This is a genomic window from Streptomyces sp. NPDC059897 (assembly GCF_042730865.1).
Lineage (GTDB): Bacteria > Actinomycetota > Actinomycetes > Streptomycetales > Streptomycetaceae > Streptomyces.
Genome location: NZ_JBHWKQ010000008.1, coordinates 204,049 through 230,725 on the forward strand (window position 1 = coordinate 204,049; position 26,677 = coordinate 230,725).

Consider the following 26,677-nt stretch of genomic DNA (forward strand, 5'->3'; position numbering starts at 1 on the left):
CGTATCGGGACATGGGACGAGTCACGGAACGACGCAAGGTGCTCCGGATAAGGGACGGACACGTCTCCACGCGTCCCGACACCCTCGTCGCCGAGGAACCGCTGGAGATCCGGCTGAACGGCAAGCCGCTCGCCATCACCATGCGCACCCCGGGCGACGACTTCCCGCTCGCGGCCGGCTTCCTGGTCAGCGAGGGCGTCCTGGCCACGGACGCCGACCTGCAGAACATCGTGTACTGCGCGGGCGCCACGGAGGACGGCAGCAACACCTACAACGTGGTGGACGTGCGGACGACGCCCGGCGTCGAGCTGCCCGACATCACCCTGGAGCGCAACGTCTACACGACCTCGTCCTGCGGCCTGTGCGGCAAGGCGAGCCTCGACGCGGTGCGCACCACGGCCCGCTTCCCCATCGCCGACACTCCCCCGGTCCGGCTGACGCCCGAGCTGCTCGCCTCGCTCCCCGACCGGCTGCGTGAGGCCCAGCGGGTCTTCGACCGGACCGGGGGCCTGCACGCGGCGGCGCTCTTCGACGAGGAGGGCGAGCTCGTCGACATCCGGGAGGACGTGGGGCGGCACAACGCGGTCGACAAGCTCGTCGGCCGGGCCCTGCAGAACGGGGAGCTGCCGCTGTCCCGCTCGATCCTGATGGTCTCGGGCCGCGCCTCGTTCGAGCTGGCCCAGAAGGCCGTGATGGCGGGCATCCCGGTGCTCGCGGCGGTGTCGGCGCCGTCGTCCCTCGCGGTGGACCTCGCGGCCGAGTCGGGCCTGACCCTGATCGGCTTCCTGCGGGGCAGCTCCATGAACGTGTACGCGGGCGAGGACCGGATCGCCCTGGAGAGCGCGGTCGCACAGGCCTGACCAGGCTCCCTTCCCCCCTTTCGGTCCCGGCCGCGGGGAGGTCGCGCTCGCGCCCTGACACGCGGTCGTCGTCGCGGTTCTTGTGAGGCGCGGGAACGCCCACGTAGCGTCTGCCCCGCACACGTAGGACGTAGGACGTCCGATGTCCGGGCAGCCGGACGACCCGAAGGGGTGGTCGCGCCATGCACAGAAGATCCGTTCGCACCGGTCCGAGATCCCTGGTGGTGGCCGCGCTCGCGGTCATCGCCGCACTCCCCGTTCCGGCCTCCGCACGGGCCGCTTCGAACTCCCAGCCCTCGTTCGAGCAGCAGGTGCTGTTCAAGGCCTCACAGGATCCCGGGTACGCCTGCTACCGGATCCCGTCCATCGTGAGGACGGTGCGCGGCACCCTCCTCGCATTCGCCGAGGGGCGCAAGAACGACTGCACCGACGCGGGCGACATAGACATCGTCGTCAAGCGGTCCGAGGACGGCGGCCGGACCTGGTCGCCGCTCCAGGTCGTCAACGAGGGCGCCGGTGACACCCACGGCAATCCCTCGCCCGTCGTGGACCGCAGGACGGGCCGCATCCTGCTGGCGGAGACGTACAACACGGGCCGCACGGACGGCAAGAACTGCGACGTGCCGTGCGACCGCACCCCGCACATGCAGCACAGCGACGACGACGGCCGCACCTGGTCGCGGCCGCGCGACCTGAGCGACGAACTGCTGCCCGACGACTTCAACTCCTGGTACGCGACCGGGCCCTCGCACGGCATCCAGCTGACCCGGGGGCCGCACCGCGGCCGCCTCGTGTTCGCGGTCAACGCCGAGACCTGGAACGGCGAGCGAAGCGAGAGGGGGGTCCCCCCGGCCGGAGGCTGGGGGAGGGTGACCGCGAACCACGCGGCGCTCGTGGTCAGCGACGACGGCGGCCGGCACTGGCGGATCGGCGCGAAGGACTCCTGGCCGGTCGCCGAGGATGGCACGTTCCGGCAGAAGCCCTCCGAGATGGCGCTCACCGAGCGGCCCGACGGGACGGTCTACGTCAGCGGGCGCGAGCAGGACGGCACCGACCCCGGACACCGCACGCACGCCGTCAGCCGGGACGGCGGCGACTCCTTCGCCCGCCCGTTCTCCGCGCTCCCGGACCTCTACGTCCCGCAGGTCCAGGGCTCGCTGCTGCCCGTGGGCAAGGACGGCGAACGCCTGCTGCTCGCCTGCCCCGGCGACCCCGACCGGCGGCGCACCATGATGGTCCGCTCCTCGTACGACGGCGGGCACACCTGGGAGAGCTACGACCGGGGCACCGTCGTGAGCACGGACTGGGCGGGCTACTCGGACCTGGTGCAGGCGGACCGCGACCACGTGGGGCTGCTGTACGAGGGCGGCGCCGTGAACGCCCACGACGAGATCCGCTTCGCCCGGTTCACGCCCGACTGGCTGAAGAAGCGGCGCGGCCCCGATCCGACGACGGACGACCGGGCGTCGGGCAGCCGCGACGCGGCCGTGCTCGGCGGCCCCGCCGAAACGGACGGGCCGAGCGGCCGGGCGCTCTCCTTCGACGGCACCGACGACGCCGTACGCATGCCCTACCGCGACCGACTGCGCCTGGACACACGGGAGTTCACCGCGTCACTGAGGTTCCGGTACGACGCGACGGGCGGTGAGCAGCCGCTGCTCTCCCTTGGCGGCATCGGCGCCTCGCAGCCGCAGGTGACGCTGCGCGCCGAGCCCGCATCGAACCGGATCACCGGGCTGATCACCGTACGGGACGGCGCCGCGGCCCCCAGGACCGTGACGGTGCGGTCCACGTCCGCGTACAACGACGGCGCCTGGCATCGGCTCCAACTCCGCCGCGCGGACGGGCGGTTGACGCTCTCCGTCGACGGCGAGGAGGTCGGCGCCGCCGCCGACGCGCCCGGGTCGGTGAGCCGGAACTCGCCGTTCGGTGTGCACATCGGGCAGCGCATGGACAGCCGGGCGTACTTCACCGGGGCCCTCGCCGACGTCCGCGTCGGCTCGTCGGGCGACGACGTGCTGTGGCTGCCGCTCGACCGGGTCCGGGGCGGCTGACCTCAGGCCGCCTCCCGCCAGTCCGCCGCGATCCGGTCGGCCTGCGTGCGCACGGCCGCCACCAGGTCGTGCGCACCGCGCCTGCGGGGCGGCCCGACGGTCGCGGCGGAGATCCGGCGGGCGAGGCGGGCGCCGGCGACGGGGCGTACGACGATGTCGGCGCGCGGCGAGTTCAGGGCGAGCCGGGGCACCAGGGCGACGCCCGCGCCCGCCGCGACATGTCCCTGGATGACGCCGTAGTCGTCGGAGCGCAGCGCGGTCAGCGGCCGGTAGCCCGCCTCGCCGCAGGCCCGGTCGAGCTGCCGGTCGCAGGGGTCCCAGGCGGTGGTGCCGACGATCCACGGCTCCTCGCGCAGCGCCCCGAGCGGCACCCGGTCGAGGCGCGCGCAGGGGTGGTCCGGGGGCAGCACGAGGTCGAGCGGGTCGTCGAGGACGGGCTGGAGCGTGATGCCGTCGTCCAGGGTGAGCGGGTCGTCGGGCTGGGTGAAGACGAGGGCGACGTGCAGCTCGTCGTGGCGCAACAGGTCGAGCAGCGCCGGGAGTTCCCCCTCCGTCAGGTCGAAGGTGACGCCCTGTTCGGCGATCTGGCGGACCGCACGCGGCAGCAGCAGCGCGCTCGCGGTCGGGAACGCGCCGACCCGCAGGACCGTCTCGGAGCCACCGAGCAGCGTCCGCACCTCGTCCTCGGCCCGGCCGAGCCGCCGCACCACCGCGTCCGCGTGCGGCAGCAGGGTGCGGCCGACCTCGGTCAGCGTGGCACCGCGCGGTCCGCGCTCGACGAGCCGGGCCCCGAAGTGCCCCTCCAGCGTGGCCAGATGGTGGGTGACGGTGGGCTGGCTGTAGTGCAGCGAGCGCGCGGCGCCGGCGAGCGATCCTTCTTGGGCGATCGCACGCAGGACGTAAAGGTGACGAAGATCCAACACCGCCACAGGTTATTGATGAAATCTGCCCCCTTACAAGAAATTCTTCTGTTCTCTTGATCGTTTCCGGCTGCCAGGGTCGGCGGCGTGACACGAGAACTGGCTTACGACCCCGAAGACCACGGCCGGGCGCCCTACGCCGACGCCGTCCGCGCGAGTGCGGCGGACGACTGGCTGCGGCTGAACGTGCCGGGCCACGCCGCGCAGCCCGAGCGCTTCCCGCGGCTCGCGGACACCTTCGGCGCGGACGTGCTGCGGATGGACTTCCCGCCGCTGCTCGACGGGCTCGACCTCGGGCCCGCGCCGACTCCCATGGACGAGGCGCTCGCCCTGGCCGCCGACGCCTGGGGCGCCGCGCGGACCTGGTTCCTGACGAACGGCGCCTCGCAGGGCAACCGGATCGCGGGGCTCGTGGCGCGCTCGCTGGGCGAGACGCTGGTGGTGCAGCGCAGCGTCCACTCCAGCGTCGTCGACTCCCTCGTCCTGTCCGGGATGCGGGCGCACTTCGTGCAGCCGTCCGTGGACCACGGCCTGGGCATCGCGCACGGGGTGACGGCGGCCGACCTGGAGCGGGCGCTCGCCGAGGCGCCGGACGCGGCCGCCGCGTACGTGGTGACACCCAGCTACTTCGGCGCCGTCGCCGATGTGCGGGCGCTCGCGGACGTGGCGCACGCCGCCGGGGTGCCGCTGATCGTCGACGAGGCGTGGGGCAGCCACTTCGGCTTCCACCCCGCCGTCCCGGCGAACGCACTGTCGCTCGGCGCCGACCTGGTGGTCTCCAGCACGCACAAGCTGGCGGGCAGTCTGACGCAGGCGGCGATGCTGCACCTCGGCGAGGGGCCGTTCCGCGCCACGCTGGAGCCGCTGGTGCAGCGGGTGTTCCACCTGACGCAGTCCACCAGCGCCTCCGCCCTGCTGCTTGCCTCGCTCGACCTCGCCCGGCAGTCCCTCGCGGCCGAACCCGGGCGGGTCCTCGAATCCGTGGAGTGCGCCGACAAGATCCGTGACCGGATCCGCGCGGAGGGCCGCTTCCCGGTGGTGAGCGACGCGTTCACGGGTGCCTTCCCCGATGTCGTCGGCGTGGATCCGCTGCGGATCGCCATCGGCACCCGCGCCGGGGGCGTGCCGGGGCACGAGGCGCGCCGCCGGCTGCTGCGCGAGCACCGCGTCCACGTCGAGGTCGCCACCGCGTCGGCGATCGTCGCGGTCGTCGGCGCGGGCAGCACACCGGACGCGGAACGGTTCGTGGAGGCGCTGCACGCACTGCCCGAACTGACCGGCCCCGCCCGCGAGTTGAGTGCCCTACGGCTTCCCGCGCCCGGCCCCGTCCGCACCACCGTGCGCGAGGCGTTCCTCGGCCCGAGCCGCCTCGTGCCCGCCGCCGAAGCCGTCGGACGGGTCTCGGCCGACACCCTGGCGGCGTATCCGCCAGGCATCCCGAACGTGCTGCCCGGCGAGGTGCTCACCGCCGAGCACGTCGCCTTCTTCCAGGAGACCGCGCGGGCCCCCGGCGGCCATGTGCGCGGGGCTCCCGACCCGGCCGTGACCACCCTCCGCGTCACCGACTGACCACCCACCCACTGCCCGTTCGTTCCACCGAGCCCAAGGATGTGCCCGTGGCCCCAGACCGACCACCCCTGCTCGCCGTCGCCCTGCGCAAGAAGCCGGTGGCGGACCTGCTCGCCGAAAGCGGTGCGAGCGGCGGCACCGAAGGCGCCGAGGGCGGCGCGCAGCTCCAACGTTCCATCGGGCTTTGGCAGTTGGCCGCGCTCGGCATCAGCTGCACCGTCGGCACCGGCATCTTCTTCGTACTGACCACGTCGGTGCCGCAGGCGGGCCCCGCCGTACTGCTCTCTTTCGTGGTCGTCGCGATCGCCGCAGGCCTGACTGCGCTCTGCTACTGCGAGTTGGCATCCGCGATCCCGGTCTCCGGGTCCTCGTACTCCTACGCGTACGCGACGCTCGGCGAGGGCGTCGCCTTCGCGGTCGGCGCGTGTCTGCTCCTGGAGTACGGGGTCGCGGCCTCGGCGACCGCCGTCAGCTGGGGCGAGTACCTCAACCTGTTCACGGACCTGCTGTTCGGCGTGCGGCTGCCGGACGCCCTGTCGGCGGCGCCCGGCAGCGGCGGCGTGATCAATCTGCCGGCCGTGGTCCTGGTCGGGCTGTGCTGTCTGCTCCTGGTGCGCGGGGCGCGCGAGTCGGCGGTCGTGAACGCGGTGATGGTGGCCGTGAAGGTGCTCGTGCTGCTGCTGTTCGTGGGGGTGGCGCTGACCGGGTTCGAGGCGGACCGGCTGCATCCGTTCCTGCCGCTGGGGATCGCCGGGGTCGGCACGGCGGCGTCCGGGATCTTCTTCTCGTTCATCGGGCTCGACGCGATCTCCACGGCGGGCGAGGAGGTGCGCAATCCGCGGCGCACGGTGCCGCTCGCGCTGCTGCTCTCGCTCGGCGTGGTCACCGCGCTGTACCTGGCGGTCGCGGTGACCGCGCTCGGCGCGCAGTCGTGGACCTCGTTCAGCGGGCAGGAGGCCGGGCTCGCGCAGATCCTGGAGCGGGTCACCGGCGCGCACTGGCCCGCGCTCGTGTTCGCGGGCGGCGCCGTGATCTCCATCTTCAGCGTCACGCTCGTGTCGATCTACGGGCAGACCCGCATCCTGTACTCGATGGGCCGCGACGGGCTGCTGCCGCCGCTGTTCGCGAAGGTGTCGCCGCGCACCAGGACGCCCGTACGGAACACGGTCGTGGTGTGCGCGGGCATCACGGCGCTCGCCGCGTTCGTCCCGCTCGACGTCCTCGCCGACCTCACCAGCATGGGCACGCTCGTGGCGTTCGCCGTGGTCTCGGTGGGCGTGATGGTGCTGCGCCGCACCCAGCCGGCGCTGCCGCGGGGGTTCCGGGTGCCGGGGTATCCGGTGACACCGGTGCTGAGCCTCGCGGCGTGCGCGTACCTGCTGTACGGGCTGCACGCGTCGACGTACGTGTTGTTCGCGGTGTGGCTGGCGGGGGCCGCGGTGCTGTACCTCCGGTATGGGCGGCATCATTCGCGGCTGGGCGGCCCGTCGCGGACCGCCGCTTCGGAAGCGGTCGACGCGGGGTCCCGTACCGGCCCGTGAACCGGCCCCACGGGGTCAACGCAACGGGGCTCCGCCCCGGACCCCCGTGGGCTCTCGTCCAAGAGCGGGACTTGATTTTGCCGCACCGGAGACTCTCGTCCGTAAGGCAGGCTCGATCTGCCCGCCCATCTCCCACCCACCCGCCCCCTCCGGGGGCGTCGGCCCTCACGGGGTACCGCACCCGCGAGGGCCGACCTGCCGCCGAACCGGCTCACCGCCCCCGGGCGATAGGCCACCACCTTGGGCAATCTGCCGCCTTGGGCGGCAGGGTGGGCAAGGCGGCGCCCGGTGCAGGGTGCGCCCGCGGGTGGCCTCCGCCCCGTGGTCGCGTCGTGGACCAACGACGGCCGGGGCGTTAACGTCAACCCGCATGCAGCAGCAAGCGGTGGCGCGGCGCGGTCGGCGGGGGCCGCTGTTCGTGCTGCTTGCCGCTCTCCTCCTCGTACTCGTCACGCTCGTCGCCCTCCCCGGCCGGGAGGGCGATCCGCGTTGTGGGCCCCGCGAAGTCGCCTCGTGGTCCGCGGAGAACCGGCTCACCGGCTCGTTCGCCCGGTACGGGGACGACGCCTCCCGGCTCGACGACTGGACCGGTGGCGACGGGACGCACTCCGTGCGGTTGCCGGACGGGCGGTTGTTGTGGCTGTTCTCCGACACGTTCCTCGGCGCCGTGAACCAGCCGCCGAACCCGGCCGGGCAGCCGCACCCCTGGCGGAGCTCGGACGCGCCGTTCGTCCGCAACTCCGCGGTGGTGACGGACCGTTCGGGAGCCCTGGACCGCACGCTCACCGCTCCCCTGTTCCCGGACACCGCCGCGGGCGAGTGGCGCTGGCCGGTCGCCGCGCGCGTCGAGGAGAGCGGCGGCAGGCAGGTCGTACGGGTGCTGCTGTGGACGCGGGCGCAGGGCACGGGGGCGTATGTCTACGGCGTGCCGAACGCGACCGAGGTGGCCACCCTGTCGCTGCCGGACCTGCGCCTCGAAGGGATCACGCAGGTCCTCGACCAGCGGCAGGTGCGGGATCCGGCGCGGCGCGTGCTGTACGGGACGACGGCGGTGGACCACCAGGGCTGGACCTATGTGTTCGGCGCCGATGACGGGCAGCGGGCGACGCATCGCGCGTACGTGGCGCGGGTGCCGGCCGGCCGGCTCGGGGACGTACGGGCGTGGCGGTACTGGGACGGGAAGCGGTGGGGCACGCGCGCCGCGCCGGTCCTGGGCGACGACAGGCGCCGCGGCGTGGGCACCGCCTTCACGGTGGTGCGGGACGCCGGCACGTACGTCCTGTTCACGACGGCGGCGGGCGCGCGGGGGCTGACGGAGATCACCTCGTACTGGGCGTGTTCGCCGACCGGGCCCTGGCACGGGCCCGCGAAGGCGTTCACGCCGCCGCTCCCCCGCGACGGCGCGACGCCCTCGCGCGCGACGGCGTACAACCCGCAGGCGCACCCGGAGCTGTCCGGCGGCGGGCGGCTCGTCCTGAGCTATGACGTCAACTGGCTGGACGCCGCGCCCGCCGCCGCGCAGGCGCAGCTCAGCCGGAACGTGTCGCTGTACCGACCGCGGTTCGTGTCTCTTCGGCTGGGGCCTCCAGCGGCTCGCTGAGCTCCGGTTCCTCGGGGTCCCGGGAGCGGCGCTTGGCGATGACCGCGCACACCATCAGCTGCATCTGGTGGAAGAGCATCAGCGGCAGCACGGCCAGCGAGGCGTGCGCGCCGAAGAGGACACTCGCCATGGGGAGTCCGGAGGCGAGGGACTTCTTCGAGCCCGCGAACTGGATGGCGACACGGTCGGCCCGGTTGAAGCCGAGCGCCTTCGCGCCGTACCAGGTGACCGCCAGCATGATCGCGAGCAGCACCGCCTCGACGGCCAGGAGCCCGGCCAGGCGGACCGCGCTGACCTGGTGCCAGATGCCCTGCACCATGCCCTCGCTGAACGCGGTGTAGACGACGAGCAGGATCGAGCCGCGGTCGACGTAGCCGAGGACCTTCTTGTGGCGGGCGATGAAGCCGCCGATCCAGCGGCGCAGCAACTGGCCCGCGAGGAACGGCACCAGGAGCTGCAGCACGATCTTGACGAGCGAGTCGGCGGAGAAGCCGCCGCCACCGCTGCCGAGCAGCGCCGCCGCGAGCAGCGGCGTCAGCACGATGCCCGCGAGCGAGGAGAAGGAGCCCGCGCAGATCGCCGCGGGGACGTTGCCGCGCGCGATCGAGGTGAACGCGATCGACGACTGGATGGTGGAGGGGACGAGGGTGAGGAAGAGGAGGCCCTCGAAGAGGTTCTGCGGCAGCAGTACGGGGACCAGGCCGCGGGCCGCGAGGCCGAGCAGCGGGAACACGATGAACGTGCAGGCCAGGACGGTGACGTGGAGCCGCCAGTGGCGCAGCCCGTCCATCGCCTCACGGGTCGACAGGCGCGCCCCGTAGAGGAAGAAGAGGAAGGCGACGGCGGCGGTGGAGGCGCCGGACGCGACGTCGGCTGCGGTTCCGCGGGCCGGGAGCAGTGCGGCGAGGCCCACTGTTCCGATCAACGCCAGGATGTACGGGTCGATCGGCATCCAGCTCGGCCAGGTCAGGCGTTTCATTGGATCCTTGCTCTCGGTACGTGTCGTGCCCTCTCCATCGTCCTCCTCGAGATCGTGATCGGGAATCCTGCATACCGCTCTTACTGTGATCGCGCCGCGTGATGAGCAGGAGTACGGTTCCTGGCATGTACGACCCCGGACAGCTCAGGACCCTGCTCGCCGTCGCGCAGACGCTGAGCTTCACCCAGGCCGCGCGGCGGCTCGGCCTGCGGCAATCGACCGTGAGCCAGCATGTGCGGCGCCTGGAGGACGCGACCGGGCGCACGCTGTTCACGCGGGACACGCACTCCGTGGAGCTGACGGAGGACGGGGAGGCGATGCTCGGATTCGCCCGCAGAATTCTGGAGGTGCACGAGCAGGCGGCGTCGTTCTTCACGGGGACGCGGCTGCGCGGCCGGCTCAGGTTCGGGGCGTCGGAGGACTTCGTCGTGACCCGGCTGCCGGAGATCCTGGAGTCGTTCAGGGCCGAACACCCGGAGGTGGACCTGGAGTTGACGGTCGAGCTGTCGGGGACGCTGCATGAACAGCTGGACGCGGGGAAGCTGGATCTGGTGCTCGCGAAGCGGCGCCCGGAGGATCCGCGCGGCGAGTCGGTGTGGCACGACCAGTTGGTGTGGATCGGCTCCGAGCGGCTCCGTATCGATCAGGACCGGCCCGTCCCGCTGATCGTCTATCCGCCGCCGGGGATCTCGCGCGCCCTGGCCCTGGAGGCCCTTGAGCGGCACGGGCGGGCGTGGCGGATCGCCTGCACGAGCGGTTCGCTGAACGGGCTCGTCGCCGCGGCCCGCGCGGGGCTCGGCGTGATGGCGCACTCGCGGGGGCTGATCCCGCCGGGGCTCGTACGGGTGCCGGACCGGGTGGGGCTCCCGGAGCTGGGCGAGGTCGACTTCGTGGTGCGCAGCGCGACGCGGGACGAGAGCGAGCCCGCGCGGGCGCTCGCGCAGGCGATCCTGGCGGGCGGGGACAGGCTGCATCGCAGCGCCCGCTAGGAGCAGTGGTACCGTCCCCCGGAACCGACCACTCCGTCTAAAAAATCGGCGGACGGTCGACGGTGACCTCTTTGCACAGATCCAATGGAGGCCCGTGAAGAGGGCCGGGAGATTACGCTCCCGAAACTTACTGGGGCGTAAGTATTCTGCCCAGCTCCACCCGATGTGGCCCGTTATAAACGTCTGACCTGTGCAAATTCCGCGCACCTTCCGCTCACGGAAGGCACTCCCGTAAGCGCTTCCGGTCGGGTACCGTCACCGACGCTGTGCGGAGCGCCACAAGGAGCAACTTTGCGTGAGTTCACCAACCCCCCTGTGGCGTCGGCGCCGCTCGTCGGCGGCCTGGCCGACGCCGTGTTCGATCACGCCCTGGACACACCGGGGCACATAGCACTGGCCCGCAAGGACCGGCACGACAAGTGGCAGGACATCACCGCCGCCCAGTTCTGCGACGAGGTGATGGCCCTGGCCAAGGGCCTGCTCGCGCAGGGCATCCGGTTCGGCGACCGGGTCGCGATCATGTCGCGCACCCGCTACGAGTGGACGCTGTTCGACTTCGCGCTGTGGACCATCGGCGCCCAGGTCGTCCCGATCTACCCGACGTCCTCGGCCGAGCAGGTCTTCTGGATGCTGTACGACTCCGAGGTGTCGGCGGCGATCGTGGAGCACGAGGACCACGCGATGACCGTCGCCACGGTCATCGGGCGGCTGCCCCATCTGCACCGGCTGTGGCAGCTCGACGGCGGCGCCGTCGACGAGATCACCGCGTCCGGCACCCACATCGACGACGAGACGGTGCACCGGCACCGCCGCGCGATCACCCCCGAGTCGACGGCCACGATCATCTACACCTCCGGCACCACGGGCCGGCCCAAGGGCTGTGTGATCTCGCACGGCAACTTCATGTACGAGGCCGACACCGTTGTCGCGTACTGGGAGCCGGTGTTCTCCTCCAAGCGCGACCGCACGCCCGCCACCCTGCTCTTCCTGCCGCTCGCCCACGTCTTCGGGCGGATGGTGGAGGTCGCGGCGGTCCGCGGCGGCGTGAAGCTGGCCCACCAGCCGGAGCTGCGGGCGTCCGCGCTCATGCCCGACCTCCAGTCGTTCAAGCCGACGTTCATCCTCGCCGTGCCGTACATCTTCGAGAAGGTGTTCAACGCGGCCCGCAGGAAGGCCGAGAACGACGGCAAGTCCGGGCCGTTCGAGAAGGCCATCGAGTGCGCCGTGAAGTACGCGGACGCGCAGGAGGCGAAAGCATTCGGCACGGGGCCTGGCCCCTCCGCCTCGCTGCGCATGCAGCACTCCGTCTTCGACAAGCTCGTCTACTCCAAGGTGCGCGCGGCGATGGGCGGCCGGGTGCGGCACGCGTTCTCCGGCGGCTCGGGCATGGACCGCAAGCTCGGCCTGTTCTTCGAGGGCGCGGGCGTCTCCATCTTCGAGGGGTACGGCCTCACCGAGTCGACGGCCGCCGCGACCGCGAACCCGCCGGAGCAGACCCGCTACGGCACGGTCGGCCAGGCGATACCCGGCTCCAGCGTGCACATAGCCGACGACGGTGAGGTGTGGGTCTACGGCGGCAACATCTTCCAGGGCTACCTCAACGACCCCAAGTCCACCGACTCCTCCCTGTACGACGGCTGGCTCGCCACCGGTGACCTGGGCTCCCTCGACGAGGACGGCTATCTCACCATCACGGGCCGCAAGAAGGAGATCCTCGTGACCTCCGGCGGCAAGAGCGTCTCGCCGCAGCAGCTGGAGGAGCGGGTGCGCGACCACCCGCTGATCGCGCAGTGCCTCGTCGTTGGCAACGACCGCCCGTACATCGCCGCGCTCGTCACCCTCGACACCGAGGCCGTCGACCACTGGCTCGGCATGCGCGGCAAGCAGTCGATGTCCCCCGCCGACCTGGTGCGCGACCCGGACCTGGAGACGGAGGTGCGGCGCGCGGTGGTGGCCGCCAACACCCTGGTCTCGCAGGCCGAGTCGATCCGTACGTTCCGGATCCTCGCCCACCAGTTCACCGAGGAGCACGGCCTGCTCACGCCGTCCCTGAAGCTGAAGCGCAAGGCGATCGAGCAGGCGTACGCGGCGGAGGTCGACGCGCTGTACGGGACGCTGTGACGGGTCCCTCGATCGGCCCTTGAAGGGCCCAGTGACGTGAACCTCCGGTAACTGACGAGTCATCAACTACTGACGCGTCAGTTATTGACGGTTCGTCAGGTCGCACACAGAATCACCCTCACTCCGACGGAGGGGGACCGACCGTGTCGCGACCGATCCGCGCCATCACCGCCACCGTGGCGGCATTCCTGCTCGCCACCGCCTGCAACTCCACCGCCGACAGCGGGAACAACACCGCCGGCGGGCCCGGGGGTTCGGTCCGCGGTGTGACCGACGACAGCATCAAGGTGGGCGGCATCGTCTCCATGACGACGTCGAGCGGCTACAGCAAGAAGGACACCGACCTCGGCGCGAAGGCCCGCTTCGACCGGGCCAACGCCGAGGGCGGGATCAACGGCCGGACGATCGACTACCTGGGCGCGGAGGACGACGGCCAGGACCCGGCGAAGAACCTCGCGGCGGCCCGCAAACTCGTGCAGCAGGACAAGGTGTTCGCGATCTCGCCGATGAGTTCGGTGACGTTCTCCGGCGCCGACTTCCTGCAGAAGCAGAAGGTGCCGACGTTCGGCTGGGGCACGCTCCCCTCGTTCTGCGGGCCGACGTACATCTACGGCTACGGCGGCTGCATGGTGCCGATGCCGGGCGGCACCATCTCGCAGACCTGGCCCGAGGGGCTGAAGAAGGTCACGGACGGCGCCAAGGGCAAGTCCGTCGCGATCCTCGCCAACGACAACGACGCGGGCACCTTCGCCATCCGCACGTACAAGCAGTCCTTCAAGTCGGCCGGGTACAAGGTCAGTTACGCGAAGGCGACCGTGCCGGCGACGGCGGTGCCGAGCGACTGGTCGGCGTACACGAAGGAACTGCTGCGCAGCGACGGCGGGAAGGCGCCGGACGTGGTCGTCTCCGTGATGCAGACGCCGTACAACATCGGCCTGTTCACGGCCGTCAAGCGCACCGGCTACAAGGGCGTGCTCACCGACCCCACGGACTACGACCCCGGGCTGCTCGCCAAGAAGGCGACGAAGCAGGCGCTCGACGGCGTGCACGTGCTGCTGTCCTTCGAGCCGTTCGAGGCCTCCACGCCGGAGATGAAGCAGTTCAAGGCCGACATCGAGAAGGCGTCCGGGGGCAAGGAGATCCCCCTCAACATGCACATGATGACGGGCTACATGAGCGCGGATCTGTTCCTCGCCATCGCGAAGAAGGCGGGCAAGGACCTGACCGTCGCGTCGTTCCAGAAGGCGGCGAACGGGTTCTCCGACACGGGGACGCTCGTCGGCGACCGCGCGCTGCCGCGCGGGCGCACCGAGTCGTTCGGCTGCGGGGCGCTCGCGCAGCTCAAGGACGGGGCGTACCGGGTGTCGTCCGCGTTCAAGTGCTATCCGCCGATCCCCTTCAAGTAGGAGCACAGGGAAGGGTGTTGACGTGCCGGATCTGCTTGCCTTCGTGCTGAGCGGGCTCGTGTCGGGGGCGCTGTACGCGCTGCTCGCCACGGGCCTCGTGCTCTCCTACTCGGCCTCCGGGCTGTTCAACTTCGCGCACGGCGCGACCGCCTATCTGTGCGCGCTCGCGTTCTACGAGCTGCACTCCGGCTTCGGCTGGCCCGCCGTGCCGACGGCGCTGCTGCTCGTCCTCGTCGTGGCTCCCCTCCTCGGCTGGGGGCTGGACCGGCTGATGTTCCGAAAACTGGCGCGGGTCGGCGAGACCGCGCAGATCGTCGCGACGATCGGGCTGCTCGTCGCGCTGCCCGCGCTCGGCCTGTGGATCGTCGAGCTGTTGGAGGACGCGGGGGCGCCGGTCAAGCCCGCGGAGAACCAGTTCGGGCTGCCGGGCGTCGGGCCGAGTCCGGCGAAGAACTGGCAGCTGATGGACGGCGTCGGCATCGACTCGGACCAGCTGATCACGTGGGTGACGACCGCCGTCGTCGCCGTCGGCCTGTGGATTCTGCTGCGCCACACCGCACTTGGGCTCAAGCTGCGGGCGGCCGTCGACAACCGCTCGCTCGTCGAGCTGCGCGGGATCAGCGCCGACCGGCTCTCGTCGGTGGCGTGGATGCTGTCCTCGGGGCTCGCGGGCCTGGCCGGTGTGCTCGCCACTCCCCTGCTCGGGCTCTCCTCGCACGACTTCACGCTGTTCCTGTTCGTGTCGGCGACCGCCGCCGTGCTCGGCCGGTTCATGTCGATCCCGCTCGCCTTCGCGGGCGGGCTCGGGCTCGGCGTGCTCCAGAACCTCGTCGCGGGGTACGCCACGTTCGCGGAGAAGATCACCGGGTTCCGTACGGCGGTGCCGTTCCTGATCCTGTTCGCCGGGCTGCTGCTGCTCACGCGGCGGCAGCGCACGGCGGGCACGGTGGCGAGCGACGCACCACCGGTGGACTATCTGGCGGGCCGTTCGTGGCCGCGGCGCTGGGGGCCGTGGACGGTGGCGGCCGTGCTGCTCGCCGTCGCCTTCTACACGGTGACGACGCCGTTCTGGAGCGGCATCCTCGCCCAGGGCCTCGCGATCTCCCTCGTGTTCCTGTCGTTCACCGTCGTCACCGGGCTCGGCGCGATGGTGTCGCTCGCGCAGGCCGCGTTCGTGACCGGCGCGGCGCTCGTCGCGGGACTGCTGATGAGTCACGGCGTGCCGTTCATCTGGGCGGCGCTCGCGGGGACGTGTGCCGCGGCCCTGCTCGGCGCGCTCGTGGCGCTGCCCGCGCTGCGGCTCGGCGGACGTTCGCTGGCCCTCGCGACCCTCGCGCTCGCCTTCCTCGCGGATCAAGTCCTGTTCCAGCTCGGCTGGTTGCGCAACGGCGACACCGGCTGGGAGATCCCGCGCCCCGTCGCGGGACCGATCGACCTCGGCGACGACCGGGCGATGGGCGTCGCCATGGTCGTGCTGTGCACGGCGGCGGTGGCGGGCCTGAGCGCGCTGCGGGGCTCGCGGGCGGGCCGGGCCATGCTCGCCGTGCGCTCGGCGCCCGCCGCCGCGATGGCCTCCGGCATCTCCGTGATCCGCACGAAGCTGCTGCTGTTCACGATCTCGGCGGGCCTCGCCGGGTTCGGCGGCGTCATGTACGCCTCGTACAACACCCGCATCACCGCGACCGACTTCACGGCGATGACCGGCCTGATCTGGCTCGCCGTGGTGGTCGCGGCGGGCGTGCGACGGCCCCAGTTCGCGGTGGTCGCGGGGCTCGGCTTCGCCGTCGTACCGCACCTCATCAGCGACTACCTGACGGAGTCGGTGCAGCTCCCGGTGATCCTCTTCGGACTCGCGGGCCTCGCGCTCGCCAACGATCCGGACGGCTACTGCGCGGCGGTCCCGGCCCGCCGCCACCGCAGGAGGACCGCGACGGCGGACGTCGTCGACGACACGCCCGTGGCGGCCCCCGACCCGGACGCCGCGCTCCAACTCGCGGGCGTACAGGCCGGATACGACGGCGCCCGCGTCCTCCAGGGCGTCGACCTCACCGTCCGCCCCGGCGAGATCGTGGCGCTCCTCGGCCCCAACGGCGCCGGGAAGTCGACCACGTGCAAGGTCGCGGCGGGCCTCATGTCACCCCAGCGGGGCGAGGTCTACGTCGCCGGGGGCACGGCGGGCGGCACGGGCGCGGTCCACCGGGCGCGGGCCGGGGTGGTGCTCGCACCGGAGGGCCGCGGCATCTTCCCGTCCCTCACCGTCGACGAGAACCTGGCGCTCCAGCTCCCGGACCAGAGCGACCGGTCGGCGGTCTACGAGCGGTTCGCCGGGCTCGCCGCCCGGCGCGGCGTCACCGCAGGCTCGCTCTCCGGCGGCGAGCAGCAGCTCCTCGCACTCGCCGCGCTGCTGCACCGCCCGCCGCGCGTCCTCATCGCCGACGAGCCCTCGCTCGGCCTCGCGCCGCGCGTCGCCGACGAGGTGTACCGGCTGCTCGCCGAGCTCCGTGACGCGGGAACCGGGCTGCTGCTCGTCGAGGAGAAGGCCTCGGAGATCCTCGGCGTCGCGGACACCGTGGCCTACCTCGCGCAGGGCCGCGTCACCTGGTGCGGGCCGCGCGAGAAGGTGGAGGCCGAGCGGCTCACGGAGGCGTACCTCGGCATCGCCGCGACCAAGGAGGCCGAGCACTCATGAGGCACGTACTCGAAGCCGAGAACATCGGTGTGCGCTTCGGCGGCGTCCGGGCCCTCGACGGGGTGGGCCTGCGGCTCGCGCCCGGCGAGGTGTGCGGCCTTATCGGGCCGAACGGCGCGGGCAAGACGACGCTCTTCGACGTCGTCTCCGGGATCCGCAGGCCCGACGCGGGCCGGGTGCTGCTCGACGGCGCCGACATCACACGGCGTTCCCCCGTCTGGCGGGCCCGGCACGGAATGCGCCGCACGTTCCAGCGCCAGCAGCTGTTCGGCCAGCTCACGGTCGCGGACAACCTGCTGGTCGCGCAGGAGTGGCGGCGCGGCGGCGCGAACCCGGAGCGGTCCCTGCGCCTGCTGCGCGACTGCGGCCTCGACGACCTCTCCGCCGCGTACGCGGGGACGCTGCCGGTCGGCCGGGCCCGGACGCTGGAGCTGGCGCGGGCCGCCGCCGACCGGCCGCGCGTGCTGCTCCTCGACGAGCCGGCGTCCGGCATGACGGCCCAGGAGCGGGAGCTGCTCGCGGCGACAGTGCGGCGCCTGGCCGGGGACGGCTGCGCGGTGCTGCTCGTCGAGCACAACGTGGCCTTCGTGATGGAGCTGTGCTCCCGGGTCGTGGTGCTCGACCTGGGCTCCGTGCTCGCCGAGGGGACGCCGGAGGTGATCCGGGCGGACACACGGGTACGCGAGGCGTACCTGGGGTCACACGCCCCCGGCGCAAAGTTCGCATAGCTGACTGTCATGCTGGTGTCACCCACAGGAATGCGCGTACGCCCGTGATCGTTGACCATGGGAGTACCGAATTGTGCAGTGTCACCCATCACCGGACGAAAAAGGATCGACACCTCGTGAGCAAGGTTCCCCCGATCATCCTGAACAACGGCGTCGAGATGCCCCAGCTCGGCTTCGGCGTGTGGCAGGTGCCGGACGACGAGGCCGAGAAGGCCGTCGCGACGGCGCTGGAGGCCGGGTACCGCAGCATCGACACCGCGGCGGCCTACGAGAACGAGACGGGCACCGGCAAGGCCATCGCCGCGTCCGGCCTCCCCCGCGAGGAGCTGTTCGTCACGACGAAGCTGTGGAACGCCGACCAGGGCCACGACTCCACGCTCCGCGCCTTCGACGCCTCGCTGGACAAGCTGGGTCTCGACTACGTCGACCTGTACCTGATCCACTGGCCGCTGCCGTCCAAGGGCCTGGCCACGGAGACGTACAAGGCCTTCGAGAAGATCCAGGCGGACGGGCGCGCCAAGTCCATCGGCGTCTCGAACTTCCTGCCGGAGCAGCTGGACAAGCTGACGGCCGAGACCTCCGTCATCCCGGCGGTCAACCAGATCGAGCTGCACCCGCACCTCCAGCAGCGCGCCTCGCGCGAGCGGCACGCGGAGCTGGGCATCACGACCGAGGCCTGGTCGCCGCTCGGCCAGGGCAAGGGCCTCCTGGAGGTCCCGGCCATCGTCGCGATCGCGCAGAAGCACGGCCGCACGCCCGCGCAGGTCGTGCTGCGCTGGCACGTCCAGCTGGGCAACGTCGTGATCCCGAAGTCCGTGACGCCCTCGCGGATCAAGGAGAACATCGACGTGTTCAGCTTTGAACTCGACACCGAGGACCTCGGCGCGATCTCCGCGCTCAACGAGGACCGGCGGCTCGGCCCGGACCCGGCGACGTTCGACGTGGCGTGACACGTACTCGTACTCGTACGTGAAAGGGGGCCCCGCCGGGGCCCCCTTTTCGTATGCCCGGGAGCCGGGCTCGCCGGGCTCAGGCCGCCTTGACCGCCGTGTGCACGGTGTGCGCGGTCAGCAGGAAGACGTCGTCGCGGTGGTACAGGCTCTGCGGGTCGTCCTTGTCCATGAGCCGCCCGATCGTGGCCGTGTCCTCGGGCGACAGGGCCTCCTCGAACACCTCCAGGCGGCGCTTCCACAGGTCGACGACCGTCTCACGGGCCTCGCCGGAGAGCGGCGCGGGCAGGTCGATCAGGAAGGTGCGGCTGACGGCGTTCGTCAGGCCGGCGTCGGTGAGGAGCTCCGCCCAGTTCTCGGTGTCCTCCTTGGCGCCCGGCAGGTTCGCGCGCATGTCGCCGAACCACTCCTCCTCGATGGCGTCGGCCCGCGCCTGGAGGCCCGGCTTCCCGAGCCCGAAGTCGCGCGGCAGGCAGCGCTGCGGCAGTCCGCCCTCGACGAGCGCGAGGGTGCCGCCGGGCGTGAGCCGCCCCGCGAGCGCGGCGACCGCGGCCCGCTGGTCGCCCACGTGGTGCAGGGAGCGGGCCGCCCAGATGAGGTCGGCGTGCGGCAACTCGTCGATGGCGTCCGGGAGTTCGACGCGCAGCGTGCCGGTGCGCTCGGCGATGCCGTGCCCCGCGAACCGCTCCATGGCGCGGGCGAGCAGCTTCTCCTCCGGGTCGGCCGCGATGACACGCGCCTCGGGGAAGGCCTCGGCGAGGTGCAGCGAGACGGCGCCGGGGCCCGCGCCCGCGTCGACGATCAGGCCGGTGCCGGCCGGGCGGGAGTCCCGGAGCCAGGAGAGGGCCTGCGTGTACAGCGGCTCGTACACGGAGGCGTTGCGCTCCAGCATGGGGATCATGTCGGCCCAGTCGATGTCCGTGTGGTCGTGGCCGCCGTGCTTGCCGTGACCGTGCCCGGGTCCGCCGTGCTGTTCGTGCTGGTGGTGACCGTGTGCCATGTCCGGTGTCGCCGCCCTTCGTGCCCGTATGTCGTCCGTCGACCCCAGGGTGCGCGGACGACATACGGGCGGGCAAGCCACGTTGCCGACTCAGCAATTTGTCGGCACTGAGTGGCCTACAGCGCCGGGTACGCGTTCTTCATGAGCTCCTGGAACTGGGCGGAGAACCAGTGCCCCGACACCGGCGCGTTCGGCAGTGCCCCGGACATGTGGTTGTTGTTCCGCGGGTTGCCGGTGTACGTCGGGTCGCACATCCGGTCGAAGCCCTTGCCTTCGTCGTTGTCGATGGCGGTGCTCGACCCGTCGGACTCGCCCGGCGGCTTCATCCACACGTAGGCGTCGATCCCGGTCGCCGGGTTCGCCTGCGGCCGCTCGCCGAGGCCCGCCCCGCTCTGGTTGCACCAGTTGCCGAGGTGGATGCGGCGGTCGTAGCGGCCGCCGTCCACGTACGTGTCGACGTCGGTCTTCGCGCCGGGCCCGGTCGGCCGCGCCGAGCCGCCCCAGCCGTTGCGGGAGGTGTCGATCAGCATGCCGAGGTTCTGGTCGAAGCCGAGCGAGACCAGCTTGTCGCGCATGGCCTGCGCGTACGACAGCTCATCGGTGTAGCGGTTCCAGTCGACCCACTTCGACTCGCGCACCGACTTGCCGTTGACGCTGTCGCCGATGGCGAAGTTGTCCTCCTTCAGGGCGCTGTAGTTGGCGGTGTTCACGATGAAGCCCTGCACGTCGGAGAGCGTCGCGCCATTGCTGGTCGCGGTGGTCTTGAACAGTTCGGCGGAGGCGCCGAAGTTGTCGTCCCAGCCGAGCCAGCCGTGGTGGCCCGCGTCGATGTAGTTGTAGACGTTGGAGATGTCACCGAGCTTGTCGAGGGCGTAGCCGACGCCCTTCTGGTAGTTGCCGTTGGCCTTCATGGTGTCGCAGTTGGGCGTGGCCGTCGGGCGGCCGGACACGTTGGTGACCAGGTTGGGCAGCGAGTCGATCTCGATGGTGGTGACGATGCGCAGGCCCGCGTACTTGGAGTCGGAGAGGATGTTCGCGATCGGGTCGATGAAGTCCGACTTGTACTTGTCGATCTCCGTCGGGCCGAGTTCGCCGTTGGAGGCGAGGGCGGCGCAGTCGCGGCCCGGCAGGTCGTAGACGACCAGCTGGACGACCTGCTCACCGCTGCCCTTCTGGGCGAGCGCGGCGTCGAGGTGGTCGCGCAGGCCCATGCCGTCGCCGACGCCCTCGATGGCGGCGATCCGGTCGAGCCACACACCGGTCGGCTGGTTGGCGATGCGGCTGCCGCCGGCCTCCGCCTTGGCCTTCGCGGACCACTCCGGGTTCACGTACACCTTGGCGCCGGCGTACGGGTTGTCGACGCGGTCACCGGGCCCGGGCGGGTCCGTGGGGTCCGGCGGGTCGGTCGGGCCCGTGGTGTCCTCGCCGCAGGGGACACCGTTCAGCTTGAAGGTGGTGGGCGCGGCGTTGCTGCCGCTGTACGTGGCGTTGAAACCGAAGGAGGCGGAGGCGCCGGTGGCGAGGGCGCCGTTGTACGAGACGTTCTTGGCGGTGACGGCGGCCCCTGACTGGGAGATGTCTGCGTTCCAGCCGGAGCCGACCTTCTGGCTGCCCGCGAAGGACCAGGTGAGGTTCCAACCGCTCACCGCGGCGCCGTTGTTGGTGACGGTGACGGCGGAGGTGAAGCCGCTGCCCCAGTCGTTCTGCACCTTGTAGTCGACGGTGCAGGCGGGGGCGGCCGCGTGGGCGGGGAGGGTGACGGCGGCGCCGGCGAGGCAGCCGGCTCCGGTGAGGGCGAGGGCGGCGAGCGCCGCGGTGCCGGCTCTGGATCTCGATCGGGTACGTAACATGGGGTTCCTGGTTCCTTTCCGGGGGTTGGTTTTCCTCGGGCGGTCGGTTCGGTCAGTCGCCGAGGGCCTTCAGGTGGTCGCGCAGGCCGACGCCGAAGCCGGTCGGCGTGCCGTCGTAATTGCTGATCAGCGCGGGACCGGAGGAGCAGTCCCAGGTGTTCCAGGTCCAGCCGAGGTACGACTGCTTCCGGTCGTCGAACCACTTCATGACCCGGTCGATGAAGGCGTGGGAGCAGGTGTTCTCGCCGATCTCCCCCGCCACCAGCGGGACCTGCGCGGCGACGGGCGCGAGCTGCTCGTCCCAACAGGCCTCACTGGAACAGGTGTTGAAGTTGTAGACGTGCCAGGCCGCGGCGAGATTGCCGGCCGGGTCGGAGGGCTTGTGGGCGAGCCACTGCCGCAGGTCGTTGGAGTACGCGAGGCCGCCCGCCAGGATCAGGTTCGGGGCGCCCGTCGCGCGCACGGCGTCCACCAGGTCCTGCATGCCGGCGACCTCGTAGCCGATGCCGGGGCAGGTGCCGCCGTCCTTCCAGCAGGCCCAGGCCTCGGACGCACTGGAGGTGGCACGGTCCGGGTACGGCTCGTTGAACAGGTCGAAGACGACCTCGGGGCGTGCCTTGAAGGTGTCGGCGACCGACGACCAGAAGCTCGGCGCGTACGTGGCGTCCGGCATCGGCTTCTGGCAGCTCGCGTGCACGTCGGAGCAGCCCGCCGAGTTCCCGGTGTACTGGCCGTACGACCAGTGCAGCTCCAGGACGGCTGTCATCCCGTGGGCCGCGACGCGGTCGACCAACTGCTTAACGGCCGTGCGGTAGTTGGCACCTCCGTACTCGGGTTTGATGTTGTCGAGGCCGAGCCAGCACTCCTCGTTGAGCGGGATGCGGACGGCGTTCGACTTCCAGTCGGCGATCGCCTTGATGGCGGCGTCGTCGACGGGGCCGTCGAAGATTCCGTGGCCCTGTACGCACATGAACTCGGCGCCGGAGCGGTTCACGCCGAGGATCCGGCGGGTGGCACCGGAGGCGTCGACGAGCTTGTTGCCGGAGACCTTCAGGGCGGGCGCGGCGCCGTCACCGGGGCCGGTCGGATCGGTCGGGTCCGTCGGATCGGTCGGATCGGTCGGATCGGTCGGATCGGTCGGGTCCGTGGTGTCGGTGTTGCAGGTCGCGCCGTTCAACTTGAAGGCGGTGGGCACTGTGTTGGCGCCGGACCACGAGCCGACGAAGCCGGCGGACACGGAGGCGCCCGTGGCGAGCGCGCCGTTCCATGCCTCGTTGCCCGCGGTGACGGTCGTGCCGGACTGGGACCACTTGGCGCTCCAGCCCTGGGTGACCCTCTGGCCGTCGACGAAGTCGAAGGACAGACTCCAACTGCCCCTCGCCGGACCGTTGTTGGTTACCTTCACGGCACCCTGGAAACCGTCGCCCCACTGCCCGGTGACGGAGTACTCGACCGTGCAGGCGGGTGCGGCGGCGGACGCGGGTGCGGCGGCGCCGGCCAACGGGATCAGCGTGGCCGCCGAGACGGCGCACGCCATGAGCAACGCACTGTGCGGGGGGTGTCGCATGAGCGATCCCTTGCAGCTCGGACGCGTACGGCCACGGCCGCACGCGTCGACTGATGGATTCGCCCCCACCGGCCTCCGGGTGAGGTGAGAGAAGGAACTACGTCACGCGACAGACGAGTTCCGAATTGCCGCGGCTCGACAATCCGTGAACGAGTGGGAGCGCTCCCAAGGATGCGGACGGGGCAATTGGCGGTCAAGGGGCTTGAGGAATCGAATAAATTCGACAGCGAGGAGGAAACCGCCGCGCAAGAAACCGGACAAGAGACGAGCCCGGCGGCGGGGCTCACCCCAACTGCCTTACAAACAAGGGATGTTGAGTGCCTGAACCCGACTGTCCCTGCCGGGCCGACGGCCACCGCGAAGGATGCGGTCACCAGGGAAGAATTGCGGCCGCCTCCGCCACTTCGACCGACGCGCAATTCTCTTGCAGTGGCTCGAATTCGGCGCGCATTAATTTGCCGGTCAACGAATCCGCGGCCGGCGTCGCGGTCCCGCTCGCGGAGCCGCCCGGTCAACGGCGCCCGTACCGGCCCAGCTCAGGGCTTGCTCAATTCACGTGTCACGCTTCCCTTCCCGGGCATGATCGAGCCCGTCGGACGATCAAGGAGAAGAGTCATGGCCAAGCCGGTGCGGGCGTCGTTGGGTGACATGTGGATCACCTGCCTGGTCTGCAAGAACGACCAGTTCCGGGAGCGGAACGTGAAGTTGAACAGCACCGGCGGTGAGTTCCTGAAACTGGCCTGGGCGGACGAGAACGCCTCGGGGCTGATCTGCTGGAAGTGCGGCTACGTGCACCTCTTCGCGAGCCGGGAGATCAAGCTGCACCGCGTCGACTGACCACCGAGGCGCCTCGCCCACCTACAGGACGTCAGGATGTCAGGGCGTCGTGATCGTGGGTCGCGGCGCCGTCGGCATCTTGTCGCCGAGGAAGAAGCTCGGGTGCGGTGGCTGGTTGTAGGCGGTGTTCTGCCAGGCCAGGGCCGTGCGGTACTGCGTGTCGTGGAGGAGTGTCGTGATCCGGGCCGAGGTCTGGACCGGCGTCGAGTAGACACGCAGCGCCGTGTTGTTGGTGGTCGGCCAGACGACCTCCTCGCGCCAGTCGCCGAGGAGGTCACCGGAGAGGGCCGGGGTGGCCTTCGTGCCGTTGTTGGAGTGGACACCGGAGCCCGTCAGGAGGCGGGTGTCGGAGGACGTGCCGTACTTGTCGACGTGTGTGCCGTCGAGGAGTTCGCGGGTGGTGTCACCGTCCCACCAGGCCAGGAAGTTGGTGGAGGACGGCTTGCGGGAGGTCACGACCGTGCCCTTGGTGTCACGGACGCCGGACTCCGCCGACGACCAGGACTCGGCGCCCGGGCTGCCGGACCAGATGTCACCGGACACACCACGGCCGTTGTCACCATTGGTGCCCGTCTTCCAGATGACACCGCCGGTCTTCGCGTCGGCCATCCAGGAGGACGGCTTCGAGCTGTCCTCGTCGACCTTGAACTCCTCCAGGCCCGGCCGGGAGGGGTCGAGGTCGCCGACGTGCATGGCGTCGCCGTGCCCGTTCTTGGTGGTCCACAGTCCCGCGCCGTTGTCGTCGACGGCCATCGCCCCGTAGACGACCTCGTCCTTGCCGTCGCCGTCGACGTCCGCGACGGACAGCTGGTGGTTGCCCTGGCCGTCGTACCCCTTGCCGGAGTTGGTCGAGGAGTTGGTGTCGAAGGTCCAGCGGCGCGTGAACTTTCCGTCCCGCCAGTCCCAGGCCGCGATGACGCTCCGCGTGTAGTAGCCGCGCGCCATGATGAGCGAGGGGCGGGCGCCGTCGAGGTAGGCCGTGCCCGCGAGGAAGCGGTCCACCCTGTTGCCGTACGAGTCGCCCCAGGACGACACCGTGCCGCGCCCGGGGACGTAGTCGACGGAGCCCATCGCCGCGCCCGTACGGCCGTTGAACATGGTCAGGTACTCGGGCCCGGACAGCACATAGCCGCCGGAGTTGCGGTGGTCGGCGGACGAGCTGCCGATGACCGTGCCCTTGCCGTCCTTCGTGCCGTCGGACGTCTTCATGGCGACCTCGGCCTCGCCGTCGCCGTCGTAGTCGTACACCTGGAACTGGGTGTAGTGGGCGCCGGAGCGGATGTTCTTGCCGAGGTCGACGCGCCACATCCGGGTGCCGTCGAGCTTCACCGCGTCGACGATGGTGTTGCCGGTGTAGCCGGACTGCGAGTTGTCCTTGGCGTTGGTGGGCTGCCACTTGAGGACGAATTCGAGGACGCCGTCGCCGTCGAGGTCACCGACGGAGGCGTCGTTCGCCTCGTAGGTGTAGGCGACGCCGTCGGGTGTCGTGCCACCTGCGGGCGGGGTGATCGGTACGTCCTTGTAGCCGGAGCGGAGCTGGATCGCGTGTGCCGAATCGGCCTGTTCCGTGCCGTTCACGACGGCCCGCACCGTGTAGTCGGCGGAGCTGGGCGCGCCGTCGTGGAAGAAGTTCGTGGAGCCGGTGACCGGTGCGGAGTTGACCTTCGTACCAGCGCGGTAGACGTTGAACGCCACGTTGTCCGGGTCGGTGCCGAGCCACCGCCAGCTGACCAGGTTCCCGGCGTCGGTGTGCACGCTGACCAGGCCGCGGTCCAGCTTCTCGGCCTGGCGGGCGGTGGCGGCGGAGGCGTCGTCGCCGGGCAGCAGCGTCAGTCCGGTGCCGGCGAGCGCGGCGGCCGTGGTGGCGGCGAGCAGCAGACGGCGGCGTCTGCGGTGGGGGCGGGGCATCGGGGCTCCTGGGGGTGCGGGTCGACAGATCCTTACGACCCCTCAGTTGCCGCTGCCCGCCCATGGGTTGCCGCTCAGCGCGGCGGCCTGCCGAAGGCCTGTACGTGGTACGTCGGGTCGGGGCGCGGTGCCTCCTGGTCCGGCAGTGACTCCAGGCGTGCCGCCAGGTCCTCGCCGCCCTTCGCGTAGATCCGCCCGGCCCGCACCTCCCGGGCGACTTTCGCCGGTACCCGGCCCTGGCCGTGGCCGGTGAAGGCGGCGGAACCCTGCGGGCGCAGGCCGTGCTCGGCGGCGAGTTGTGTGATGCGGATGGTGGCGTCGGTGGGCGGGCGGTGGCCGGCGTGCGGTGCGACGAGTTCGCAGATGTCTCTGCCGACGAGGTGCGCCGCCGCCTTGTCGACCGTCGTCACGAACACGCCGCCGGGGCGCAGCACGCGGGCCGCCTCGGCGATCACCGGTGCCGCGTCGTCGAGAACCGTGTCGGCGCCGGGCAGCACGGGTGCGAGCACGTTCACCGCGGGTCGCGTCGTACCGTTGCGCTTCCTGGTCGTCGTCCGGCACCCGGGGACTGTAAACAGGGCCGCGCCGTGGGTGGGGCGGATCTCCCCCACCCCGCCCCTTCCCGAAACCGGGGCTCCGCCCCGGACCCCACTTGTCTCTCGGCCCCCGGGGGGGGGCACAGCGCGGGCCGGCAGCACCGCCTTGGGCAATCTGCCGCCTTGGGCGGCAGGGTGGGCAAGGCGGCCCACGGCGCAGGCCGCGCCAACGACAGGCGCGGCCCCGGCTCAACTCGCCCCGTGTGACGCCGCCAGCTTCTCCACCCGTTCCGCCAGCGTGAAGTCCTTCGCCGTCAGGGCGCCGCCCGCGTCGTGGGTGTTCACGGCGAGGGTCACCGTGTTGTAGCCGAGGGTCAGGTTCGAGTGGTGGTTCAGGTCCTCCTGGGTCTGCGCGATGTGCACGACCAGCGCCGCCGCAGCGAAGTGCGAACCCAGGCGGTACGTGCGGGTGAGCGCGTCGTCCTCCACGGACCAGCCGGGCAGCTCGGCGAGGCGGTCCTCGATGTCCTTCTGGGAGAGCGGTTCAGTAGGCATGCCTCCAGCGTGCCACCG

20 protein-coding genes are annotated in these 26,677 nt (G+C 71.3%); 12 read left to right on the forward strand and 8 right to left on the reverse strand.

The window, feature by feature from the left end:
- The first annotated feature begins 11 nt into the window (after nucleotides 1-11).
- Both fdhD and ACFV9W_RS12175 read left to right on the forward strand, forming a co-directional pair.
- The gene (fdhD, locus tag ACFV9W_RS12170) at nucleotides 12-860 is read left to right on the forward strand and encodes a formate dehydrogenase accessory sulfurtransferase FdhD (protein WP_385758563.1); all 849 of its coding nucleotides are present in this window, start codon (nucleotides 12-14) and stop codon (nucleotides 858-860) included.
- 182 nt (nucleotides 861-1,042) lie between these two features.
- Nucleotides 1,043-2,914 (forward strand): exo-alpha-sialidase, encoded by a 1,872-nt coding sequence (locus ACFV9W_RS12175; RefSeq protein ID WP_385758565.1) that lies wholly within the window; start codon nucleotides 1,043-1,045, stop codon nucleotides 2,912-2,914.
- A 2-nt stretch (nucleotides 2,915-2,916) separates the two neighbouring features.
- Here the strand turns inward: ACFV9W_RS12175 and ACFV9W_RS12180 are convergent, their stop codons facing one another.
- Nucleotides 2,917-3,837 (reverse strand): LysR family transcriptional regulator, encoded by a 921-nt coding sequence (locus tag ACFV9W_RS12180; protein ID WP_385758568.1) that lies wholly within the window; start codon nucleotides 3,835-3,837, stop codon nucleotides 2,917-2,919.
- Between the two features lie 84 nt (nucleotides 3,838-3,921).
- Here ACFV9W_RS12180 and ACFV9W_RS12185 point away from each other — a divergent pair, with 84 nt between their 5' ends.
- The 3 genes from ACFV9W_RS12185 (at nucleotide 3,922) to ACFV9W_RS12195 (ending at nucleotide 8,544) form a co-directional block, all read left to right on the forward strand.
- Nucleotides 3,922-5,403 carry an aminotransferase class I/II-fold pyridoxal phosphate-dependent enzyme gene (locus ACFV9W_RS12185; protein WP_385758570.1) on the forward strand — a complete coding sequence of 494 codons (1,482 nt, stop codon included), beginning with the start codon at nucleotides 3,922-3,924 and terminating at the stop codon, nucleotides 5,401-5,403.
- 47 nt (nucleotides 5,404-5,450) lie between these two features.
- Nucleotides 5,451-6,944, forward strand: coding sequence for an APC family permease (locus tag ACFV9W_RS12190; RefSeq protein ID WP_385758573.1), 1,494 nt, complete (start codon nucleotides 5,451-5,453; stop codon nucleotides 6,942-6,944).
- A gap of 370 nt (nucleotides 6,945-7,314) precedes the next feature.
- On the forward strand, nucleotides 7,315-8,544 hold the full coding sequence (locus tag ACFV9W_RS12195) for a DUF4185 domain-containing protein (RefSeq protein WP_385758576.1): 1,230 nt from the start codon (nucleotides 7,315-7,317) through the stop codon (nucleotides 8,542-8,544).
- On the opposite strand, the gene ACFV9W_RS12200 is transcribed toward ACFV9W_RS12195, so the two are convergent.
- Nucleotides 8,474-9,523, reverse strand: a complete 1,050-nt coding sequence (locus tag ACFV9W_RS12200) for a bile acid:sodium symporter family protein (RefSeq protein ID WP_385758579.1) — start codon at nucleotides 9,521-9,523, stop codon at nucleotides 8,474-8,476. The genes ACFV9W_RS12195 and ACFV9W_RS12200 overlap by 71 nt on opposite strands.
- A 125-nt stretch (nucleotides 9,524-9,648) precedes the next feature.
- Here ACFV9W_RS12200 and ACFV9W_RS12205 point away from each other — a divergent pair, with 125 nt between their 5' ends.
- The 6 genes from ACFV9W_RS12205 (at nucleotide 9,649) to ACFV9W_RS12230 (ending at nucleotide 18,406) form a co-directional block, all read left to right on the forward strand.
- On the forward strand, nucleotides 9,649-10,512 hold the full coding sequence (locus tag ACFV9W_RS12205; RefSeq protein ID WP_385758582.1) for a LysR substrate-binding domain-containing protein: 864 nt from the start codon (nucleotides 9,649-9,651) through the stop codon (nucleotides 10,510-10,512).
- A gap of 291 nt (nucleotides 10,513-10,803) precedes the next feature.
- Nucleotides 10,804-12,633, forward strand: coding sequence for an AMP-dependent synthetase/ligase (locus ACFV9W_RS12210; RefSeq protein ID WP_385758585.1), 1,830 nt, complete (start codon nucleotides 10,804-10,806; stop codon nucleotides 12,631-12,633).
- Nucleotides 12,634-12,776: 143 nt separating this feature from the next.
- Nucleotides 12,777-14,039, forward strand: a complete 1,263-nt coding sequence (locus ACFV9W_RS12215; protein ID WP_385758587.1) for an ABC transporter substrate-binding protein — start codon at nucleotides 12,777-12,779, stop codon at nucleotides 14,037-14,039.
- Nucleotides 14,040-14,061: 22 nt separating this feature from the next.
- Nucleotides 14,062-16,728 (forward strand): ATP-binding cassette domain-containing protein, encoded by a 2,667-nt coding sequence (locus tag ACFV9W_RS12220; protein ID WP_385758590.1) that lies wholly within the window; start codon nucleotides 14,062-14,064, stop codon nucleotides 16,726-16,728.
- Nucleotides 16,725-17,456: an ABC transporter ATP-binding protein gene (locus tag ACFV9W_RS12225; RefSeq protein ID WP_385758592.1), complete on the forward strand. Its 732-nt coding sequence runs from the start codon at nucleotides 16,725-16,727 to the stop codon at nucleotides 17,454-17,456. Before ACFV9W_RS12220 ends, ACFV9W_RS12225 begins: the two co-directional genes overlap by 4 nt.
- A gap of 116 nt (nucleotides 17,457-17,572) precedes the next feature.
- Entirely contained in the window at nucleotides 17,573-18,406 is an 834-nt protein-coding gene (locus ACFV9W_RS12230) for an aldo/keto reductase (protein ID WP_385758594.1), read from the forward strand.
- A gap of 79 nt (nucleotides 18,407-18,485) precedes the next feature.
- Here the strand turns inward: ACFV9W_RS12230 and ACFV9W_RS12235 are convergent, their stop codons facing one another.
- From ACFV9W_RS12235 to ACFV9W_RS12245, 3 genes are all read right to left on the reverse strand, one after another.
- Entirely contained in the window at nucleotides 18,486-19,406 is a 921-nt protein-coding gene (locus ACFV9W_RS12235; RefSeq protein ID WP_385758596.1) for a class I SAM-dependent methyltransferase, read from the reverse strand.
- A 116-nt stretch (nucleotides 19,407-19,522) separates the two neighbouring features.
- Entirely contained in the window at nucleotides 19,523-21,256 is a 1,734-nt protein-coding gene (locus ACFV9W_RS12240; RefSeq protein ID WP_385758599.1) for a glycoside hydrolase family 6 protein, read from the reverse strand.
- Nucleotides 21,257-21,308: 52 nt separating this feature from the next.
- Nucleotides 21,309-22,823: a cellulose binding domain-containing protein gene (locus tag ACFV9W_RS12245; protein WP_385758601.1), complete on the reverse strand. Its 1,515-nt coding sequence runs from the start codon at nucleotides 22,821-22,823 to the stop codon at nucleotides 21,309-21,311.
- 615 nt (nucleotides 22,824-23,438) lie between these two features.
- Between ACFV9W_RS12245 and ACFV9W_RS12250 the strand changes: the two genes are divergently transcribed.
- The gene (locus tag ACFV9W_RS12250) at nucleotides 23,439-23,660 is read left to right on the forward strand and encodes a hypothetical protein (RefSeq protein ID WP_385758603.1); all 222 of its coding nucleotides are present in this window, start codon (nucleotides 23,439-23,441) and stop codon (nucleotides 23,658-23,660) included.
- Nucleotides 23,661-23,699: 39 nt separating this feature from the next.
- On the opposite strand, the gene ACFV9W_RS12255 is transcribed toward ACFV9W_RS12250, so the two are convergent.
- The 3 genes from ACFV9W_RS12255 to ACFV9W_RS12265 form a co-directional block, all read right to left on the reverse strand.
- Nucleotides 23,700-25,568, reverse strand: a complete 1,869-nt coding sequence (locus tag ACFV9W_RS12255; RefSeq protein WP_385758605.1) for a rhamnogalacturonan lyase — start codon at nucleotides 25,566-25,568, stop codon at nucleotides 23,700-23,702.
- Between the two features lie 74 nt (nucleotides 25,569-25,642).
- Nucleotides 25,643-26,083, reverse strand: coding sequence for a hypothetical protein (locus tag ACFV9W_RS12260; RefSeq protein WP_385758608.1), 441 nt, complete (start codon nucleotides 26,081-26,083; stop codon nucleotides 25,643-25,645).
- Nucleotides 26,084-26,353: 270 nt separating this feature from the next.
- Nucleotides 26,354-26,659 (reverse strand): 4a-hydroxytetrahydrobiopterin dehydratase, encoded by a 306-nt coding sequence (locus tag ACFV9W_RS12265; protein ID WP_385758611.1) that lies wholly within the window; start codon nucleotides 26,657-26,659, stop codon nucleotides 26,354-26,356.
- Between the last annotated feature and the right edge of the window lie 18 nt (nucleotides 26,660-26,677).